The organism is Staphylococcus sp. GDY8P119P (assembly GCF_017892075.1).
GTDB classification, from domain to species: domain Bacteria; phylum Bacillota; class Bacilli; order Staphylococcales; family Staphylococcaceae; genus Staphylococcus; species Staphylococcus ureilyticus.
Genome location: NZ_JAESKJ010000001.1, coordinates 92,862 through 113,314 on the forward strand (window position 1 = coordinate 92,862; position 20,453 = coordinate 113,314).

At 32.3% G+C, this 20,453-nt stretch carries 17 protein-coding genes and 1 riboswitch; of the genes, 9 read left to right on the top strand and 8 right to left on the bottom strand.

From position 1 onward, the window contains the following. Window positions 1–4: 4 nt before the first annotated feature. The 5 genes from KA830_RS00405 to KA830_RS00425 form a co-directional block, all read right to left on the bottom strand. Window positions 5–916, bottom strand: a complete 912-nt coding sequence (locus tag KA830_RS00405; RefSeq protein WP_046206654.1) for a pseudouridine-5'-phosphate glycosidase — start codon at window positions 914–916, stop codon at window positions 5–7. Continuing rightward, window positions 900–2,009 carry a carbohydrate kinase gene (locus tag KA830_RS00410; RefSeq protein ID WP_046206655.1) on the bottom strand — a complete coding sequence of 370 codons (1,110 nt, stop codon included), beginning with the start codon at window positions 2,007–2,009 and terminating at the stop codon, window positions 900–902. The genes KA830_RS00405 and KA830_RS00410 overlap by 17 nt, the downstream gene beginning before the upstream one ends. A 539-nt stretch (window positions 2,010–2,548) precedes the next feature. Beyond that, a complete protein-coding gene (locus KA830_RS00415) occupies window positions 2,549–3,367 on the bottom strand; it encodes a hypothetical protein (RefSeq protein WP_204179933.1) in 819 nt (272 codons plus the stop codon). 320 nt (window positions 3,368–3,687) lie between these two features. Continuing rightward, window positions 3,688–4,983, bottom strand: a complete 1,296-nt coding sequence (locus KA830_RS00420) for a TcaA second domain-containing protein (protein ID WP_204179934.1) — start codon at window positions 4,981–4,983, stop codon at window positions 3,688–3,690. Between the two features lie 14 nt (window positions 4,984–4,997). Further along, window positions 4,998–5,822, bottom strand: coding sequence for a zinc ribbon domain-containing protein (locus KA830_RS00425; protein WP_204179935.1), 825 nt, complete (start codon window positions 5,820–5,822; stop codon window positions 4,998–5,000). A 283-nt stretch (window positions 5,823–6,105) separates the two neighbouring features. On the opposite strand from KA830_RS00425, the gene KA830_RS00430 reads away from it, so the two are divergent. From KA830_RS00430 to KA830_RS00450, 5 genes are all read left to right on the top strand, one after another. Next, window positions 6,106–7,002 (top strand): DUF7916 family protein, encoded by an 897-nt coding sequence (locus tag KA830_RS00430; protein ID WP_204179936.1) that lies wholly within the window; start codon window positions 6,106–6,108, stop codon window positions 7,000–7,002. Between the two features lie 292 nt (window positions 7,003–7,294). Then, window positions 7,295–9,235, top strand: a complete 1,941-nt coding sequence (locus KA830_RS00435; RefSeq protein ID WP_204179937.1) for a PRD domain-containing protein — start codon at window positions 7,295–7,297, stop codon at window positions 9,233–9,235. 10 nt (window positions 9,236–9,245) lie between these two features. Then, window positions 9,246–9,686, top strand: coding sequence for a PTS sugar transporter subunit IIA (locus KA830_RS00440; protein WP_204179938.1), 441 nt, complete (start codon window positions 9,246–9,248; stop codon window positions 9,684–9,686). A gap of 5 nt (window positions 9,687–9,691) precedes the next feature. Then, the gene (locus KA830_RS00445) at window positions 9,692–9,976 is read left to right on the top strand and encodes a PTS sugar transporter subunit IIB (protein ID WP_046206662.1); all 285 of its coding nucleotides are present in this window, start codon (window positions 9,692–9,694) and stop codon (window positions 9,974–9,976) included. 22 nt (window positions 9,977–9,998) lie between these two features. After that, window positions 9,999–11,357 (top strand): PTS ascorbate transporter subunit IIC, encoded by a 1,359-nt coding sequence (locus KA830_RS00450; protein ID WP_046206663.1) that lies wholly within the window; start codon window positions 9,999–10,001, stop codon window positions 11,355–11,357. Window positions 11,358–11,409: 52 nt separating this feature from the next. On the opposite strand, the gene KA830_RS00455 is transcribed toward KA830_RS00450, so the two are convergent. Further along, window positions 11,410–12,228 carry an acyl-CoA thioesterase gene (locus tag KA830_RS00455; protein WP_210134048.1) on the bottom strand — a complete coding sequence of 273 codons (819 nt, stop codon included), beginning with the start codon at window positions 12,226–12,228 and terminating at the stop codon, window positions 11,410–11,412. A 43-nt stretch (window positions 12,229–12,271) separates the two neighbouring features. Next, complete coding sequence (gene panE, locus KA830_RS00460) at window positions 12,272–13,189, bottom strand: 2-dehydropantoate 2-reductase (RefSeq protein ID WP_192946013.1); 918 nt, start codon at window positions 13,187–13,189, stop codon at window positions 12,272–12,274. Window positions 13,190–13,713: 524 nt separating this feature from the next. On the opposite strand from panE, the gene KA830_RS00465 reads away from it, so the two are divergent. Continuing rightward, complete coding sequence (locus KA830_RS00465; RefSeq protein ID WP_064209197.1) at window positions 13,714–14,565, top strand: NAD-dependent epimerase/dehydratase family protein; 852 nt, start codon at window positions 13,714–13,716, stop codon at window positions 14,563–14,565. Between the two features lie 479 nt (window positions 14,566–15,044). Here KA830_RS00465 and KA830_RS00470 read toward each other — a convergent pair whose 3' ends face one another. Further along, window positions 15,045–15,902, bottom strand: coding sequence for an ABC transporter substrate-binding protein (locus KA830_RS00470; protein ID WP_046206669.1), 858 nt, complete (start codon window positions 15,900–15,902; stop codon window positions 15,045–15,047). Window positions 15,903–16,286: 384 nt separating this feature from the next. Continuing rightward, a riboswitch (SAM riboswitch) is annotated at window positions 16,287–16,396 on the top strand. Between the two features lie 93 nt (window positions 16,397–16,489). Here KA830_RS00470 and KA830_RS00475 point away from each other — a divergent pair. The 3 genes from KA830_RS00475 to KA830_RS00485 all read left to right on the top strand — a co-directional run bounded on the left by KA830_RS00475 (window position 16,490) and on the right by KA830_RS00485 (window position 20,390). Next, window positions 16,490–17,305, top strand: coding sequence for a MetQ/NlpA family ABC transporter substrate-binding protein (locus KA830_RS00475; RefSeq protein ID WP_064209198.1), 816 nt, complete (start codon window positions 16,490–16,492; stop codon window positions 17,303–17,305). 52 nt (window positions 17,306–17,357) lie between these two features. Further along, entirely contained in the window at window positions 17,358–18,290 is a 933-nt protein-coding gene (locus KA830_RS00480; protein WP_204179940.1) for a lactate/malate family dehydrogenase, read from the top strand. Between the two features lie 237 nt (window positions 18,291–18,527). Continuing rightward, entirely contained in the window at window positions 18,528–20,390 is a 1,863-nt protein-coding gene (locus tag KA830_RS00485; RefSeq protein ID WP_204179941.1) for a BglG family transcription antiterminator, read from the top strand. Window positions 20,391–20,453 lie beyond the last annotated feature (63 nt).

Consider the following 20,453-nt stretch of genomic DNA (forward strand, 5'->3'; position numbering starts at 1 on the left):
TCACCTACAATGTATTGAAAGCAACTGCAATTTTTGCGCCAAGTACCGCATTGTTCTCAACTAGTTTGATATTTGTATTTAAACTCTTGCCTTCAGATTTTTCGACAATTTTACCAAGTAAAAATGGCGTAGAATCTTTTCCATTAATACCTTGCGTTTCTGCTTCTTTAACTGCTTCTTCAATAATACCGTCAATATATGATTTAGGTAATTCATGTTCTTTAGGAACTGGGTTAGCGATAACAACGCCACCTTCAATATTCAAATCATTTTTAACTTTACAAATATGTGCGATATCATCTGGAGTTTCAGAAAAACTGTTTAGTTTAATACCGCTTTGTCGTGTGAAAAATGCTGGTAATTCATCTGTTTGGTAACCTATTACGGGTACGCCTTTTGTTTCAAGATATTCCATTGTTTTTGGTAAGTCTAGTATAGATTTAGCGCCAGCACATATTACTGTTACATTTGTTTTACCTAACTCTTCTAAGTCCGCTGAGATATCCATTGTGTTTTCGGCACCTTTATGTACACCACCAATACCACCAGTTACAAAGAATTGAATTTCTGCTAATTCTGCACTCATCATTGTTGATGCAACTGTAGTTGCACCAATCTGTTTAGTAGCGATTACTTCTGCAAAATCACGACGTGAAACTTTTGCGACATTATCACTTTTAGCGAGTAATTCTAGTTCATCATTTTCCAGTCCAATTTTGATTTTTCCATCAATTAATGCAATGGTTGCTGGAATTGCACCATAATCACGTATGATATTTTCAACAGCCGTAGCCATTTGCACATTTTGTGGGTAAGGCATACCATGTGAAATGATTGTTGATTCTAGTGCTACGATGGGTTTTTTATCTGCTTTAGCTTGTGCTACTTCTTTAGAAAATTCAATATATTGCTTCATTTTTATAGTCCTCCAAATCTCTAAATAATTGTTTCTTATCTAAGTTTTGCCTCACGGTGTATTCAGTTTCAATTGTTTTTCGAGCATTCATCATGCCTGTTGTCAGTATGCTTTCAGTGTCTAGTTCATTTAACCAACTAAAAATGACTGCACTAGAGAAAGCATCACCAGCTCCTGTTACGTCTACGACATGTTGTGAAGGTATCACAGGTTTAATGACTTCTTCGTTACTATTTCTAAAAATAAGTTCTTTTACACCATTTGTAATCACAACATTTGAAACGCCTAACTTATTCCATTTTTGTGCAGCTATACGCAAATCATCAGTGTTTTGTATAGTCATATTTAAATAAGTTTCGGTTTCATCTCTATTAATAATAAGCCAATCGATAGCATGTAATGAATCAGGCATGTTTTTCATTTTTGGAGATGAAACGGGAATAACTATTAATTTAATGCTATGCTTTTCTGAATAAGCACATAAAAAATCCATTGCACTTTTTGAAATGTTGAGGTCTGCGATGATACATTTTGCTTTTATTAATAAATGTGTACGTTTAATTAAAAATTCTGGAGTAATATAATCATAGACCTCCATATCTGCTAAACCGTATTCCATATTACCGTCGTTATTGATTAATGCTGTATAGGAACCAGTGTTTGCGTTTTCTATTTGTTGAACGTGGTCTAAGTTCATGAATGGGGTTGATAATTTATAAATCATATCCCATTCGCTGTCATTACCACTCACAGATAAAAATGCAACTGTTTCGCCCATACGCCCTAAATTCTCTGCTATATTGCGTGCAACCCCACCTATAGATCTCGTTGAAGTAACAGGATTAGACGTTTCTAATTGTAAATCGTTATGAACATAAAATTTTCTGTCTAAGTTCGCAGCACCAATGCAGACAATTGGATAATCTTCATTTAAAACATACGCTTTCCCTAAAACATATTCTTTGCGGATAAGTCCAGATATAATATTTGCAACTGCTGGCCGAGATAATCCAATAGACTGTGCTAATTCTTGTTGTGAAATGAATGGATTTTCTTGAATACGCTTTAAAACTTCCTGTTCATTTTTATTCATATGGCAACCTCCTTTATGCAAAATTAAACTTAAGTTTACAAATTAAACATTTGTTTAAGTTGATAAGATAATAGCACGAATATTCTGAAATGTATACGCTTACATATAATAGTTCGTAAAATTGTAAAATCTATATATTCACGAAACAGAAATTTATATATGCTATATGTTGCTAAAAATCAAGGGTTTTATGGCGTTTGATCATTTGTGGAATTTATTAAAATGCTTTGTATGAAAAAATTTTAAATTAATATTTGAAGTTCAATAAGTTAATGTTTAAATTTTTGAAAATATAATTCAAAATATTAATGAAATAGAAAAGAAGTGTAGTTGTTTTTCAAGTAGGCATATATCCAATAATTTTGTAACAACGAAACAGCTAGGAAAATAAACGAGTACACACTTATATAAATATATCAGACAGTAGGTAAGCTTAAATAAAAAAACTGCCGACAAGGTGCGTCCTTAGTCGACAGTTATTATTTAGCGAATACAATCTATATCTCGTATTTTTAAAAGCATATATTTATTTTTTTGCGTTAACTTTCAACATCTTCATTATTTGTTTGTTCATCTTTACTAAACAACGAAGAAAATTTCGATTTTATATCATCTAGTTTGCTATTTACTTTATCTAATTCTTCTTGCATTTTATCAGTATTACCATTATCTTTTTCGTTTTTTGCCTGTTTTAAATCATCTACTGTAGTTTGGTATTTATCAGCTAACTTATTTGTTTTATTAGAATCAGCTTCTTGTTTTAGGCTATTAATTTTATCTTGTAATGCTTGTAATTTAGAATCTGTTGCTTCATTAGAATTTGAAATATCTGACTTTAACGATTGAATATCATCTTTGACTTGATTGTTCTGACGTTCGAAATTGACATTATCACCTTGCGTATCATTCGATTGATTTTGATTGGCAGTGGATTGTTCACTTGTTTCATTATCAGTTTGTTGATTATCATTGTTATTATTCATAAAAGTACTAACTGCAAAAATGACAATGATGACTAATAAAGCCACCAGACCTAAACCAAGCCAAAATTGCTTGCGCTTTGATTTTTTATTTTCTTCTAATAACTGCAACTCTCGTTCACGATCTCGCTGATTGTAGCTTGTTTCCGACTTGTAATCATTGTACTTATGGTCATTATAAGATTCACTGTTTTTCACAGTACGACGATAAGGATTGTATAAGATCTTTCCGTAGATATCTTGTTGTTGTTGGTCATTCACAGTGTGAATATTTAAATCAGTATTAACGTTTCCATATTTGTCTAGCGCAATAATTTTTCCATCATCTTCAATTTTTAAAATTTTAGGATAATCATTGAAAGAGTTGTTGTTAGTCATTTTTTCACCTTCAATTGTATTTAGATATTAAGTGCTTACTTTTAAATTACCCAACTCTGGTAGTATAAACATTGCTTGTTTTAATAATCTTAAGTATATATTACTAACTTCTCATTAATAAAACATCATCATTTAGACTGAGCTAATGTATTTGGTGTAATGTTAGTTTGCTTTAACAAAGATAAAAATAAAAGGGGCGGGACAGAAATCTTTTTTAAAATATCAGATTTCTATCTCACTCCCTTGTATAGTGTGTTTAAGTAATAATGCAATGTATGGACTTTTACAAGTAGCATGTTGTATTTACTACTTGTAGTTTATTAGTATCCTGAATCTACTTCTTCACCGTCTTCGTCATATTCAGTTACGTAACCATCCTCATCAATTTTATAAGAACCTGCTAGGTCTCCGTCTTTATCTGTGAAAGAGAATCCCCAACCGTCTCCAGTTTTTTCTGGTTCTTTATAAGTATAATTATCTGTATCCAAAGTGCTACCTTCATAAGATTCGACTTTATCAATAACATTATCACGCGTTACTTTTTCGTCAGAACTGGCGTTACTACTATCGTCGTCATCAGAATCTGCTTCTTTTTCGATCATTTTGTCTTCATAATCGCTTATTGCATCATCGTCAAATGATAAAGATACGTCTATTTCATCTTCATCATCTTTAGGACTAGAAACATTTTCTACACTTGATTTGAATTGTTTGCCTTCAACTTCAGTTGTAGCATAGACTTCGATTTTTTCATCTGGTGCATAAGGACCGTAAGTGACAGATTCATATTCGTCAAAATCTGATTGTTCATCCCCATTAATATAAAGTTTCAGAGAATCAGAATCTGCATAAGTTGAATCAATACTAACTGTAAAACGTTTTTGTTTGAATTGTAAATCTGCACTGTTACTTTCAGACATATCGATATGAATAACGCCGTCGAATTTTTTATTATCAACCTTTTGTGTTGCTTTTAAATCATATATGCCAACTGGAAAATCATCGAGTGTCTTCGTCTTACCTTGTTTTAATTTAACTTGGGTTGTTTTGTCATTAAGTTTGTAAGATAGCGTTGTGTCTTCTTCTGAGGTAATCGAAACAGGCTCCTTACTAACATTAAAAATGTAATTTTTGAATATGCCCCATTTTTTTCCATCTTCGGTAATATTAATTAAAGCAGTGTCACCAACAGTGACAGCATGTTCATTTGATTTATTTTCTTTAATATTTTTTGCACTACTTTGAAGTTCATCAGCAACACGATCTATGCTATCAGTTTCGTCAATATATTTATAAATAGCTTTAGCTTCATCTTTAGAAATAGCTTCACCATTTGCTTTTAAATGGTTGGCTAGGCGATCTGTATCTTTGTTTTTTAAATCTTTAGAAATGGTTTCTGCCTGTTTTGTAGGTGATAGTTGCGCGTCAATTATTTTATAAGTAACAAACAAAGCAATAATAATGACTAATATCACTGCAATAATGATAAATATAGGTAATTTTGATTTACGATTAGGTGGTTGATGCGTTGTTCGTTGTTGAACAGGCGTACCACATTGAGTACAAACGCGTTGACCAGGCTTGATTTCAGCACCACAATTACTACAATACTTCATTTGAAATATCCTCCTTAATAACCTGTATTAAAAAATGAACTTAAATCACTTAATGTATTAGAAACAGTACTTTCCACTATAATACGTAAAATGATTCCTAAAATGATGATATAGATAAATATAGAATAAATGACAGGCATACGTATAAGTTGATTGTGGCTGTATTTCGTAATTAAATATATTGGTGCAATGAGTGTAAATAATATAGCAATAATGATAAGGAATACTGCAAAACTTGGAACATGAATTGCTAAAAATAATAAACCAAACAAAAGTGTAATAACAGAAAGGGTGTTGACTAAAACGAAATCTGAAAATACTTTATGTAACGTCGAATTAATATTTAATATTTTTATTAGTGCAAAAGTGATACCAAATAGTACTGTAATTGCTATTAATAAGAAAAGTGAAATGTTAAACACAACGCTTGCTTTACTTGTCATGAAATATGCAACTTCTGCAGGTATCAATATCGTTAGTAATATAATGGATAAAAGTAATCCTGCTACGATTAAACTGAAAAGTGTTTTGTAAGAAAAAAAGTGAGGACTCACAAGTTCTTTATCAGGATGTCTGAAAGCAGTTGAAAAGAACGTTTTAGCTTCATTGAAAATATCTGAAGTATGCTTTGAAAACTGCTCATTTTTATGATTAGACTTTGTTGAATCTTGTGTTGATATTTGTGTTGCATTAGATTCCGTTGAATTATGTTCGGATGCATGGTTCGGTTTGTTTTTAGTTTCGTTTGTTGTATTTGTTTGATGAGATAATTTTGTACCACACTCTCCACAAAATAAATCTGATGCTTCAATAGGATTTCCACATTTTGGACACTGCATAAAGCTTCCCCCTTGTAATATGTATATTAAAATATAATATTATCACATTTATATTTGTGTTACACTACTATTTTGAAAATTAACTAAATTTAAATTCAAAAAAATGTAAATGCATATAGTAGTAGATTTTATTTAAAAAATAATAATAATAAGTAGAGGCTGTGTATAATGAAATATAGGGGGATTCAGTGACGTCGTTACGGAAGAAAGAACATCATTACTATATCATGTAGTTATAATAAATAGATGACAGCTAAAGTATATATTAAGGAGTGGAATACAAATGGTTAAGCGAATACTGAGTAACAATGCTTCAGAACTACTAGCAATGTCAGGTGAAGAATTAAAACAGAGCATTAAGGCGAGTGCTGGGCGTGTAGTTTTATCTGAAAATATAGTTACAGAAACGCCTGTCGTGCCTGATATTACCAATGCTGAAATAGCGCGTGCGTTTGGTGCTGATTTGATTTTATTAAATGGCTTTGATGCGTTTCATCCAAAAGTGAAAAATATAGATGAACACGAACAGGTTATAGAAACATTAAAACGACTCGTGGGTAGACCCATTGGTGTGAACTTAGAACCTGTTGATGACGGAACAAATATGTATGAGCAACACTTAGAAATTGCAGAAGGACGTCAGGCAAGTCCAGAAACTGTTCAAATACTTGAAGCATTAGGGGTGGATTTTATATGTATGACTGGAAATCCTGCAACTGGTGTATCTAATAAGAAAATAGTTGAAGCAATCCAAAATACAAGAAATCATTTTTCAGGTTTGATTATCGCTGGAAAAATGCATAGTTCAGGTGTAGATGAGCCTGTGATTACCAGGGCATATGTAAAGCAATTTATTGAAGCGGGTGCTGATATTATACTAGTACCTGCTGTGGGTACAGTGCCAGGTTTCGATGAAGCGCAACTTAAAGACATTGTCAAAGAAGTACATCGTGAAGGGGGACTTGTCATGTCAGCAATTGGTACGAGTCAAGAGAGCGCTGATCCGAGCACTATTAGAGATTTTGCCATTCGAAATAAAATATATGGCGTGGATATTCAACACATTGGTGATGGGAGTTATTGTGGTTTAGCTCCTGTGGAAAATATATTTGAATTGAGTAAGGCGTTGCGTGGAGAGAGACACACGATATCGATGATTGCACGTTCCATAAATCGCTAATAAAAACGCCATGCATAAATCCATGGTTACAAATATTCATTGGCTTATTTTAGTTTGATTAAATACATTAAAAATTATAGGTACGGAGAAGAGGATGCAACACATTAATGTTGGATTCTCTTTTTAATATTTTATTGAAGTATTTATATAAAATTATAATTAAATAAATTATAATTTTAAAAAGTGATCGTTTATGATAGATGTGCAACTTTTCGGATTATGAGACGAAAGAGATTACACATCTAAAAATGGAAGTAAGCGGTTACAATATAAATATAAGGAGGTTGCTCATGTGTTAAGCAAGAGACAGCATCATATCTTAACATTCTTACTTGAACGTGAATCCTTTATAACTATTCATCACTTAGCTAACCAATTCAATGTTTCAGAAAGGACGATACAGTACGATTTAGAATATATAGAAAGTATGGCAAAACAATTGGATTTAACGATTTTTAGAAATAAAAATGCAGGTATAAAGATTGAATCTAAAAAACCTTTGGATGATATTGTTCCTCAATATATAGCGACTTCAATACATTATTCTAAAGAAGAAAGAATTCGATATATCATATTAAAGCTATTTGAATCTAATACACCAACATCTTCTAACACGTTGGCCGATATGGTTTCTGTGACACGTAGAACGATCGTTGAAGATCTGAAAAATGTACAGACTTGGTTATCTTCTTATAATTTGAATTTAAAATATATTAAAAACAAGGGATTTATCATACAAGGTGAAGAAACAGATTATCGAAAAGCATATGCGACACGTGTCCATGAATATTTTCAAAACCATACACATCAAATAGGGCATAAGCTATTTTCGAATAAAGCATTGGAAACGATTCGATTAACTGTAGTGTCAGTATTATTTGAAGCGGATTATCAGTTAGTCCAAAGTGCAATTGATGGTCTGATTTATCATATTTTAATTGCAATACACCGAACGAAAGAAAAGTTTGTTTTTGAAATACCAGATATGGAATATAACAAATTAGCGGAAACAGACCAATTTCGCGTGGCATTACTTATAAAGGCATCTTTGGAAGAAAAACTCGATATACAATTCCCTAAAAGCGAAGCAGGCTTTATTACATTACATTTGCTAGGGGCTAAAACTTCAGAGATGAATCAAAAAAACGAAACAATAGATGATTTAGAAATTCTAACCGAACAATTGATAGAACGCATGAGTGGTGACTTAGGCATAGATTTAATTAACGATACTAAATTATTAAATGGCTTAATTGTTCATTTAAGACCAGCAATTCACCGGTTGAAGTTCAATATGACGCATAATAATCCTCTGACAGATGAAATATTTCAACAGTACCATCACATCGTAGGAAGATTACGCAATCATATTTGGGGTGTGGAAGAGAATTATCGTATTTGCTTTGACAAAGATGAACTTGCATACATTACGTTACATTTTGCTTCAGCCATTGAACGTATTTCAGCAATTACTACAAATGCTCTAAAAGTAGTTTTACTGTGCGGCTCAGGCATCGGCACTTCACAATTATTGAGAAGTAGAATTCGACATATTTACCCTGAACTTGAAATTGTAGATGCTTATTCAATCTACGAAATTGATGAGACGTTATTAAAGCATGAAGGCGTTGACTATATCATATCAACGGTACCGTTTGAACATGCTTCAATACCTATACTCAATGTTTCTCCATTTTTAGATAAAAATGACCGTCAACAAATTAACACAATCATTAATAAATCAAGAGAGCAATATGTGTATGATATCAAAGGACTAGGGCCTACTCTAAAAGAAGTCTTACCAAAAAATAGAATTTTAACACAACAACCTTCGCTTTGTAGAAATGATGCAATTAGGCAAAGTATTGAAACTTTGATTGATACTCAAATTGTTGATTGTATTTATGCCGATGAAATCATTGAACAATTAAATGCATTTGGACCATATATGGTTATCAGTCCGCACATTGCTTTAATTCATGCTAAGCCAACACATGTTAAAGGGACAGTAGGTTTTAGTTTGACACACTATCAAAAAGGTGTTCGCTTTGGACATGAACAATATGATCCTGTATATATTATTGTGACGTTAGCAACCGCTCAGCCGCAAATTCATTTAAATGCATTGAGACAACTTAGTGAACTGATTATGAATGATAAAACTAGAAATATATTACTTTCAGGAAATATTGAAGCAATTATGCACTGCATAAATGAAGTGAGTCAACATTAAGGAGGGGAAAATGACTTTGGAAATTTTATCATCAGATAAAGTGCAAGTACTTGAACAGGTTAAAAGTTGGCGTGAAGCAATTAGTATAGCTGCAAATCCTTTGAAAGAACAAGGCTATTTTCAGCAAGATTACATTGATGACATGATTCATAGTGTAGAAAAATTAGGCCCTTATATAGTTATTGCTCCAGAAATAGCGATTGCACATGCTCGACCGAATAATAATGTAAAAAAGATAGGTCTAAGTTTGTTAAAACTAAATCAGCACATTAACTTTTCAGAAGAGGGGCACTATGCTTCATTGGTTTTTGTATTAAGTGCTATAGATAATGAAGGACACTTAGAAGTATTGAGAAATTTAGCTATAACTTTAGGCAATCAACAGACAGTAGAACATTTATTAAATGCACAAACATCAAGTGAAATTATAAGTATATTTAAAGGAGAATGAGGACAATGAAAATTTTAGTAGTATGTGGTCACGGATTAGGAAGTAGTTTTATGGTTGAAATGAATGCACAAGAAGCACTTAAAAATTTAAATGCACCTTCAGACATAAAGGTTGAACATAGTGATGTTATGAGCGCGAGCCCTGATATGGCAGATTTATTTATTTGTGGAAGAGATTTAGAAGAAAACACAAAAAATTTAGGTGATGTCATTGTGTTAGATAATATATTAGATAAAGAAGAATTACAGCAAAAACTAGATGAAAAATTAAAAGATTTAAACGTACTTTAATCATTAATAAGGAGGTGGGACGATGAAGCCAATTCTTGATTTTATCGTCGATATTTTGAGTCAACCTGCGATACTAGTTGCCCTAATCGCATTGATTGGATTAATTGTTCAGAAAAAGTCAGCAACTGATATTACTTCAGGTACGATAAAAACAATTTTAGGATTTTTAGTCTTAAGTGCGGGTGCTAATGTAGTAACGCAATCATTAGAACCATTTGGTAAAATTTTCCAACATGCATTTGGTGTGCAGGGGGTTGTGCCTAATAATGAAGCGATCATATCAATTGCACTGGAACAATATGGTACGACTGCAGCGTTAATCATGGTGTTTGGCATGCTAGTGAATATCATTATTGCACGTATAACTAATTTGAAATATATTTTCTTAACTGGCCACCATACATTTTATATGGCCGCATTTTTAGCGATATTATTGTCAGTTGGTCATGTGACAGGTACGTTAACAGTGATTATTGGGGCGATTATTTTAGGTTTGATTATGGCAATATTACCAGCTTTAGCACAGCCTACAATGAAAAAGATCACTGGAAACGATCAAGTTGCTTTGGGTCATTTTGGTACATTGAGTTATTGGGCTGCTGGAGAAATTGGGAAATTATTTAAAAGTAAATCAAAATCGACTGAAGATATCAATTTTCCTAAAGGGTTAAGTTTTTTAAGAGAAAGTACGATCAGTATTTCTTTAACAATGACATTGCTTTATTTTGTAGCATCATTGTTTGCTACACCTACTTTCGTACATTCAGAAATCAGCGATGGGCAAAACTTTATTGTATTTTCACTTATTCAGGGCGTTACATTTGCAGCAGGTGTATTTATTATTTTAACTGGGGTTCGCTTAATTCTTGCAGAAATAGTGCCTGCATTTAAAGGTATATCTGAAAAATTGGTTCCCAATACGAAACCTGCGTTAGACTGTCCGATAGTCTTCCCTTATGCACAAAATGCAGTGTTAATCGGTTTCTTTGTCAGCTTTATTGTAGGTGTGATTGGGATGTTCATTTTATTCTTATTCGGTGGTGTCGTGATACTTCCAGGTGTGGTTGCACACTTCTTCTTGGGCGCTACGGCAGGTGTCTTTGGTAATGCACGCGGAGGTATTAGAGGTGCGGTAGCTGGCTCAGCTTTAAATGGCTTATTAATCACGTTCCTACCATTATTATTCTTGCCATTTTTAGGGGATTTAGGTGGTGCTGCTACTACGTTCTCAGATACAGATTTCTTAGTAGTGGGTGTCGTGCTTGGTAATGTAGCAAAATATTTGGGCATCATTGGTATTGTTGGCTTAATTGTTGTTGTCGCTGTAGTGTCAATTTTATTACAAAAACGTTCGAACCAAAAAGCGATGAAAGAACAGTAATCATAAAAATCCTAGGCTATGTAAAATCATAAACCTAGGATTTTGTGTTGTTTTATTCTTTATAGTAAACAAGTTGTGTTGTCGTAGCTAATAACGATCCATCAGCACTCCAAATTTCGCCGGTTTGGTCATAAAAACCGTTATTAAAATTTTGTGCCCGTGTATGTCCTAATACATGATGATTATTGTGTTTTTCTAATGTTTCCGTGTCAGAATGAAAGTAAACAGTAAGAGAAACTGTACCTATTGGAACAACTTTTTCACGACGGACATATATTCTTGGGAAAAAGGCGTCACACATTGAAGCAAGTGATAAATAATCTAGTGGTCTATTTGGCTTGTCTTTCATCCATTGTAATGTAACTGAATCTGCATAATTTGATTTTGTGTAAGCTCTAGGTGCACCTTTTACTATTTTAATATCATAATGATTTACCCAGGGTGGGACTTCAGTTAATGATAAACTGTCTACACGTTCTGCATCTGGCACTTCTGGCTTGTTTAATTCGGTTGAAGACCATGTATCTCTTTTCTTTGCGGTAACTGCAGTCGCTGTGATAACTATTTCATGATGTTGGCACAGTTCAACATACCAATGTTGTGTAGAACGATTGGTTCTTGTAGGATTTGCCTTAATAATAAATGAGCCGTCTTTGACAGGTGCTGCGTAATTAACAGTAAATGAAACTGGGGTACCAAGACAGTCAGGATGTTCTATAATTGCTCGTAATAATGTTGATGCAATCACACCACCAAAAGGGCCAACCATATTGGCATAATTGTCAGAAGTATGTCCATGATAAACGCCAATTTCTTGTTGTTTTAGGCTTGTTGCGATATCAAAAGGGTGTGCGTACGTATTTAAGCTCATTGATATGCCTCCTTATAATTTTTAGCTAAGTTTTAAGAAGATTTTATTGAAGCATTTCTTTATAAACTTTGTGATTTTGATATGAAGCATAAAGCAATGGTGCGTTTAGTTGATGTTCTTCGGCTAAATTCAGTAAATAGCCTTGTAAGTGATCGGCTTCGATATTTAAGCCTTTTTCCATATCACGTTGCATTGATGTTTTGAAATGATATGAGAGCTTAGTAAGTCCTTTCATATACTGATCAACTATTGTATCGTCAATGGGCACTTGGTGACTTCTCATAATGGATGAAACTTCTTCATATAATGATTTGATAAAATCAGTGCCACCTTCACTATCACGTATTGGTCCGATTGGTGCATGCATCATCGTAGTTACACTTGATAATACTGTAATCATTAGATATTTTTGCCACATACCACGCATGATATCTGAAGTTAATATAAATTCAGATTTTGTATTAGCGAAAGTATCTTCTATTAATTTAGCTCTATCACTATTCGTACCATTTAATTCTCCAAAGAAAAGTTTATCGAAATCACTAGTTTGTACGACTTCACCAGTGGCATTCAATGAGGTTTCAATGATGCAATATCCACCCATGACTTTATTTTCACCAAAAACAGCTTGTAATTTTGGAATATGTGCAACACCGTTCAACAGTGGGATAATCACTGTGTGGTCCCCAACAAATGGTTTCAAGTCATCGATTGCTTGCTCAAGGTGATAGGATTTTGAAGATAGTAAAATTACATCAAATGGTTCTGCTTTGTCTTCTTTAGTAATCAATTGAGGGGTAAAACTATAATCACCGTTCTCACTATGGATGACTAAGCCGTTCCTTTCCAAATAAGATTTCCTTTTCGGTCTTACTAAAAAAGTGACATTTTTATGATTTTCTACTAAACGACCACCAAAATAGCCTCCAATTCCACCTGCTCCTAAGACTAAAATACGCATCTTAAACACTCCTTAATCTATGTAATGATTCATATTGTTATATATATACCACTAAAAGTTCAAAGTTACGCATTGGAAATGAACAGAAAATTTAAAGGCATGCTCATTGCATAATATACAATAAATTTTAAATATCAAAGAACATCCTTCATATTTGAGAAATGAGACTTAATAATCTAAGCCAAAATATAAAAACATTAAATTTTTGATGATTATGTAATGGATTGGCCGAGTAGTTGCAAAAGCAAGTGATATATAACGTAATTCATTGTTTATTGTTAAATACGCAGTGGGTATATTTAATAAATGAAGCATGGAGTGAAAGTGGTGATTACTATATAGCAATTATTTGAAATGTAGAACCATGCTCATATCATTATTTTGATATTTATAATGAACATGACCTTTAAGATGTTACATAAGCTTTTGAAGGTCACGTGTATTATCATCTTTGAAAGTAGTATAAAATTTAGACAAGAAAAATAAAAATGATTATAAAATGTGAATCATGAAGGAGGATGATTATGACGAAAGTATTTGTAACTGGTGCTACAGGTCTTATTGGCACGAAACTGACAAAGCGTTTACTTGAAGAAGGCTATGAAGTAGCTGGATTAACAACATCTAAAAAGGGTGAGGAGAAACTAGTTAATGCAGGTATTCAAGCATATATCGGTAATATTTTAGAATACGAAACGATAGAACGCAGTATTGGTGATTTCAAACCAGACATTATCATGAATGAAATTACTGATTTAAAGCAGGTTGATATGTCAGCTAACACAAAAGTTAGAATTGAAGGTACAAAAAATCTTGTTGATGCAGCAATTCAGCACGGCGTGGAACATATCCAATCACAAAGCATTGCTTTCGCATATGAAGGCGGTAATGGGTTGGCAACTGAGGATACGCCTTTAGATTACGAATCTAGTGGAGATCGTAAAATTACAGTAGATGGCGTTGATGGATTAGAAAAAGAAACAGCTCGAATAAAAAATTATGTCATTTTGCGTTATGGGTTATTATATGGTCCAGGTACTTGGTATGGTAAAGACGGCATGATTTATAATCAATTTATGAATAATGAAATTTCAATCACAGATGGTGTTCAATCATTTATTCATATAGATGATGCAATTGAAACAGCAATTCAGGCTTTAAACTTTGATTCGGGTATTTATAATGTAGCAGATGATGATCCTGTAAAAGGCAATGTTTGGGCTGACTGGTATGCAAACTTATTAAATGTAACACCTCACATTAATATAAAAGCTGCAGCACCCTATGAACGCGGTGTAAGTAATGAAAAGTTTAAAAGGCAAGGTGGTAAATTAACTTATAAAACATGGAAAGTTGGAATGAATCCAATAAACTAGATTTAGAAATTTATTAGAAAGTGGCATAAACATTGATGCGAGATATTATTAATGTATGTTTTTTATGTAAAAAAGCCTTAACAGCATTATCGTTAAGGCTTTCTTAGATTTTTAATTAATTACATAATATTCAATAAAGCATAGTATTATGGTGTATATTAGTGGAGATAAAAATGTCTTTGAAATCAAAATAATAATGTTATTTACAATTTATACATCTGAATGATAAAGCGAAACCGCCTATATTACCAATGATGGACAATATGCCGTTATTGAGGATAGCTTTACATTGTGCATTATTTACGAATGTCAACACAGCACATCTAAAAGAACCCGAAGCTTACTCTAGTAAGTTTCGGGTTTAGTGTTTCAATGGCCTTACTTATGAAAATCTATAACAATCTTACCAAATGCACCTTTCATCATTTATAACTAATTTTAAAAAACGAGTAAACTGATAATAAAATTGTAAAGATACATTATTCTTTAAGATTAGCTAAAGTTTTTGCAATATCTTCAGAGGCAAATAAGCCACGCAGTTTTGACCATTCATCTCTATTTACGAAATGAACATTATTATTTTTTACAGCATCAAGTTGGTCCCATTGATTACTGTTTTGTAATTTGTTTAAATCTTCATCATTATTTTCATCAATCATTATAATTAATCTTTCTGGATTAACCTCAACAAGCTGTTCATATGACATTTCTAAATAATTTGATTCTCTGTATGCAGGTAGTTTATCCGCAATGTTTTCACTAAGTGCATTATTGAAACCTAATTTACTTAGAAGTTCACCTACATACGTTTTGTTAGAATGTGCAGTTATACCTTGTTCAGAAACTACAGCCGCCAATGTTTCTTTGTTTTTATCTATATCAATTTGCTTGTTGAAATCATTGATTAATTCATTGTGTTTGTCTAAGCGCTCTTTAGCCTCTTTAGATTTATTAACTGCTGTACCAATACGTTGGAATATTTCTAAAGTTTCTTGATAGCCAGCATCAAAACTTCTAAATAAAATAGTAGGTGCAATCTCACTTAATTCATTATATATATCTTGATGACGATCAACATCTCCAATGATAAGTTGCGGAGAGGCAGAACGAATTGATTCAAAATCTGGATCAATACGAGTGCCAACAGATCTATATTTACCAACTGCTTCTTTAATTGGTGATATTAAATTTGTGCTATCATTATCATCAGCAATGCCTTTAACATCTATATTTAAAGCAACGAATGCATCAACAAAAGAAAATTCTAAAGCTACTGCTGAATGAATATCTTCTGGTAAATCAGTCGTTCCTAAATCATGTTTAAATTCAAAAGTCATTGTATTACCTCCTAATAGATAGTACAGTATTAATATTCCACTTAACTGTTATACAAAACGTAATAGAAATCTATATTTTCAAATGCCAACAATGATTATAAACGAATGTTTTATATTTTAGAAAACCCCACACAATATTGGTGGATTCATATACGGACAGCATTATGTTTATTTGAAAATAGAAGTAAAACCATTATGTAAACTTACAAATTAAATAATTAAGATGTGAGTGCATTGCCGGTTCATAGTGTAAATATATTCGTTTCACATGGAACAATTTTATTAACATTAGATTAATCAATAATTAATTAGAATTTTCTAAAATTCATTGACTATACATGAGTGGAATGCTAGGATTAATACAACTCAAATACATAGGATTGACTCTTATTTAGAGAGGTGGAGGGATGTGCCCGATGAAACCCGGCAACCATCGTTAAACGAAATGGTGCTAATTCACAGAAAGTAATCTTGATTACTTTCAAAGATAAGAGAAGGTGGATACTTTCTCTTTATTACAATAAGAGAAAGTATTTTTTTACATAATGAGTGAATTTTATTTTCAGACAAGGTTAAGGAGAGATGTTATGAAAAAGTTGATTAGTTTAACAATTTTAGTATGTTTTGCTGCAATACTCGTAGCTTGTGGTTCGTCCAAAGATAAAGAAAATAAAAAAATCACGATTGCTACATCACCAGCACCTCATGGCGAAGTTTTAAAACATGCGAAAGATGAAATGAAGAAAAAGGGGTATGATTTAGAAATCAAAGTTGTTAATGACTACAAAGTACCTAATAAACTTTTAGACAAAGGTGATGTTGATGCAAACTTCTTTCAACATGTACCTTATTTAAAGGCTGAAAGAGATGACCATAATTATAATATTGAGGAAGTAGGAAAAGTATTTACGACACCAATGGGCGTATACAGTAAAAAATATAAAGACATCAAAGACATTCCTAAAGGCTCTACAATCTACGTTTCCAATAATCCAGCTGAAGAAGGGCGTTTCTTATCATTTTTCGTAGATAAAGGATTAATAAAAATTAAAAAAGGTGTCAAAATTGAAGATGCCAAATTTGAAGATATCGTGGAAAATAAAAAGAATCTCAAATTTAACAATAAGCAAGGGGCAGAATTTTTACCTAAAACATATAAAAGTAAAGAAGGCGCAGCTGTCATCATGAATTCTAATTATGCGATAGATAATGGTTTGACGCCACACAAAGATGCTATTGCAATAGAAGGTAAATCATCACCATTTGCTAACATTATTGCAGTTCAAAAAGGCCATAAAGATGATGAAAAGTATCAAACTCTATTAAAAGTTTTACAATCTGAAGATATGAAAAAGTTCATAAAAAAAGAATATAATGAAGATGTTATACCTTATGAAAAATAAAAACATTAATTTATGATATAGGTTTTAACAAACAGAGGAGGTATGGTTAAACATGTCTAAGTTAGGAATTGTCGGACTTGGTAGAGTGGGCAGCCAAGTATTGACAGACGTTCAATATTTGAATTTATTTTCAGAAATTGTATTAATTGATAGCAAAGAAGAAATTGCAAGCGGTGAGGCGCTTGATCATAATCATTCGCAAGGATTGTTTAATACAAGTCATGTGCGAATTAAAGCTGGCGCATATCAAGATTTAGCTGATGCAGATTTTATAGTAATTGCCGCAAGTATACAAACGGATAAAAACGATGGTGATCGTACACTATTGGCACAAGATAATCATGATATTATAAAAAATGTTATGAAACAAATTGCTGAAGTAACGCAAGAAGCTATTATTATTTTAATTTCTAACCCAGTGGATTCGATGGTATATTTTGCTAATCAAGTCAATTATCCAACTCATAAAATCATCGGAACGGGTACAGCATTGGAAAGCTCAAGGTTCAAAACCATTATCGCTCAGCATTACCAAATTGATCCTAAAAATGTTGAAGCTTTTGTTATTGGTGAACATGGTCAGTATGCAGTGCCTGTATGGAGCAAAGTGCGCATTCATGGTATGGAACTATCAGAGTATGAAGCTTTAAGTCAATCACCACTAATTGATAAAGCACATATTACATCAATTATCAATGAAGTATCAATGGATGTTTTTTATCAAAAAGGGTGGACCAATGCAGCGATTTCCAGGGTGACTACTACATTGATACAAGCGATTGCTTTGAATCAACGCACAATTATGCCACTAACATCAATCAGTCAGGAATACGGGCTAGATGACGGGGCGTATAGTTTGCCGACATTAATTGATCAGCATGGTATTGTACAAAGATATCCTATCACATTGGATGAACAAGAAGAACAGCAGCTCGTTGAAGCATATCAATATATCAGACAAACAATTCATATAGCACAAAAATAAGTTCATTTAATATAGAGTGAGAAACATAAGTATCACATAGCATAAAAAATGGCGATTTCTAGATTTTATATAGAAATTGCCATTTTTTTATTTTGTACTCATATTTTTGTTTCATCATTATGTCAGAAGTATCATAGTGTGACTGCTTGCTTTAATATGAAGGTATGGCTACAATGTATTTAAATATTAATATTGAATTTAATAAAAAATTAAACGATTAGAAAGCGCGGTGCAATCATGTTGATAAGACATGCTAAACTCATTAGGTTATTGTTGAACAACAGTAATCATTACCTAAGCGCAGATGAAATAGCTAATTATTTAAGTGTTTCCAATAGAACAGTGAGAAATGATATACAATACATTAATGGTGAAATTATAAATCGCTTGATTACAAGTGTTAAAGGGAAAGGATATAAACTCAATCATGACCATTATGATGAGACAGAATTAGAGACATTGATACATTCGTATTTAACAAAAGAAAATGAAAAGTTAATGAAAATTGGATATGAATTATTAATGTATCAGAAACCCACTACCATTGATCAAATAGAATCAGCATTTATGGTAACGAAAGCAGAAGCTAATGATTATATAAATAGAATAAAGGCTTGGTGTGCATCATTTGATATTAACGTTGAGGTCATTAAGAAAAAAGGTGTTACCATAACTGGTAATGAAATGAATATAAGGAATGCGATATTACATTTAAATCAACTGTCTAATAATGAAAAGACGGTAGAGGGTTTGATACTTAATGAAATACCTCAAGCACACATCAAAACCATATGTCATATTATTAAAAACAGATTAGCACAACATTATATTTTTACTTCTGATATGCGTATTCAACAATTACTCATTCATTTAGTCATTATTATAAAAAGGGAAAAGATAAGTGAAGATTCATGGGTGATAAATGAAGAGGCTGAAGAAATAGCGATGCAGTGTATAGAAGATATCAACCATAAATTAGCTTATGGATTATCGAAAGATACAGCTAAGTTATTTTCATTTTTCATTAGTTATTACTTTAATAAATATGATTTGGGTATAGAAACCTTTTTTGTTGAAAGCTATGTAGCGCGCATGATTCATCAAATGGAAAAAATAGTTGGTATCAATTTTACTCAAGACAATATTTTACGTGAAAACATTCAAGTACATTTTAGCAGAGCGTATTTGCGTATCGCTAAAAATGTATATATCAATAATCCATTAACGGATGAGATCAAAAAATACTATCCTTTTGTTTTTAATGCATTGTATGAAACTGTAAAATACTTGGCTAAAGATTCAAATTTAAGCTTAGTAGAAGATGAAATTGCTTTTTTAGCATTACATTTTCAATCATCTATTGATCGTAATAAAAAAGACGAAGTTAACATTGTGGTAACCTGTTATTATGGTTTAGGAATATCAAGTTTGTTGGAAGTGAAAATTGCGAATCTAGATAGTCATATAAATATTGTTGATACTTTAAAATTAGAGAGACTGTCTCATTACAATTTTTCAAATGTTGATATGTTGATTACCACGCATCCCATTGACACTGCTGATTTACCAGATACATTACACGTGATAGAGGTATCCCCTTTGCTTTCGGATAATGATATAAATCATATTAAATCATTTATCAATAATAAAAGAAACCCTGTGTTGAAACAGGATGAAATATCTGCAATTCAATTTGATGTTCAAACGATGACAGATGAGGAAACTGCAACCCATGTTTTTGAAAACGCACAGTCAATGCTGATGAAACACCATGCTATTACGGAAAGTTATATGAAGAGTGCATTGGAACGTGAAAAATTTGCTTCAACATATATAGGGACTGGTATTAGTATGCCACATGGTGATCCTGCGAAAGTGTTGCGTTCACATGTTATTATATTTAAATGCCCTCATGGCTTAATATGGAAACAAAATAAAGTTAAATTAGTGTTCTTCTTAGCCATCGCAAATTCTGATACCTCAGCAATGAAGAAAATCATACATGTGATAGCTGGATTAAACGAGTATGATGTCGATCAACTTATGACTATGGATGCACAACATCTAAAACAGTATATGATTAAACTCATCAAAACATAATTGCCGTTGATAACGGCAATTATGTTTTTTTATCAATATTAGAAAGCGTTTACAATTGAATGT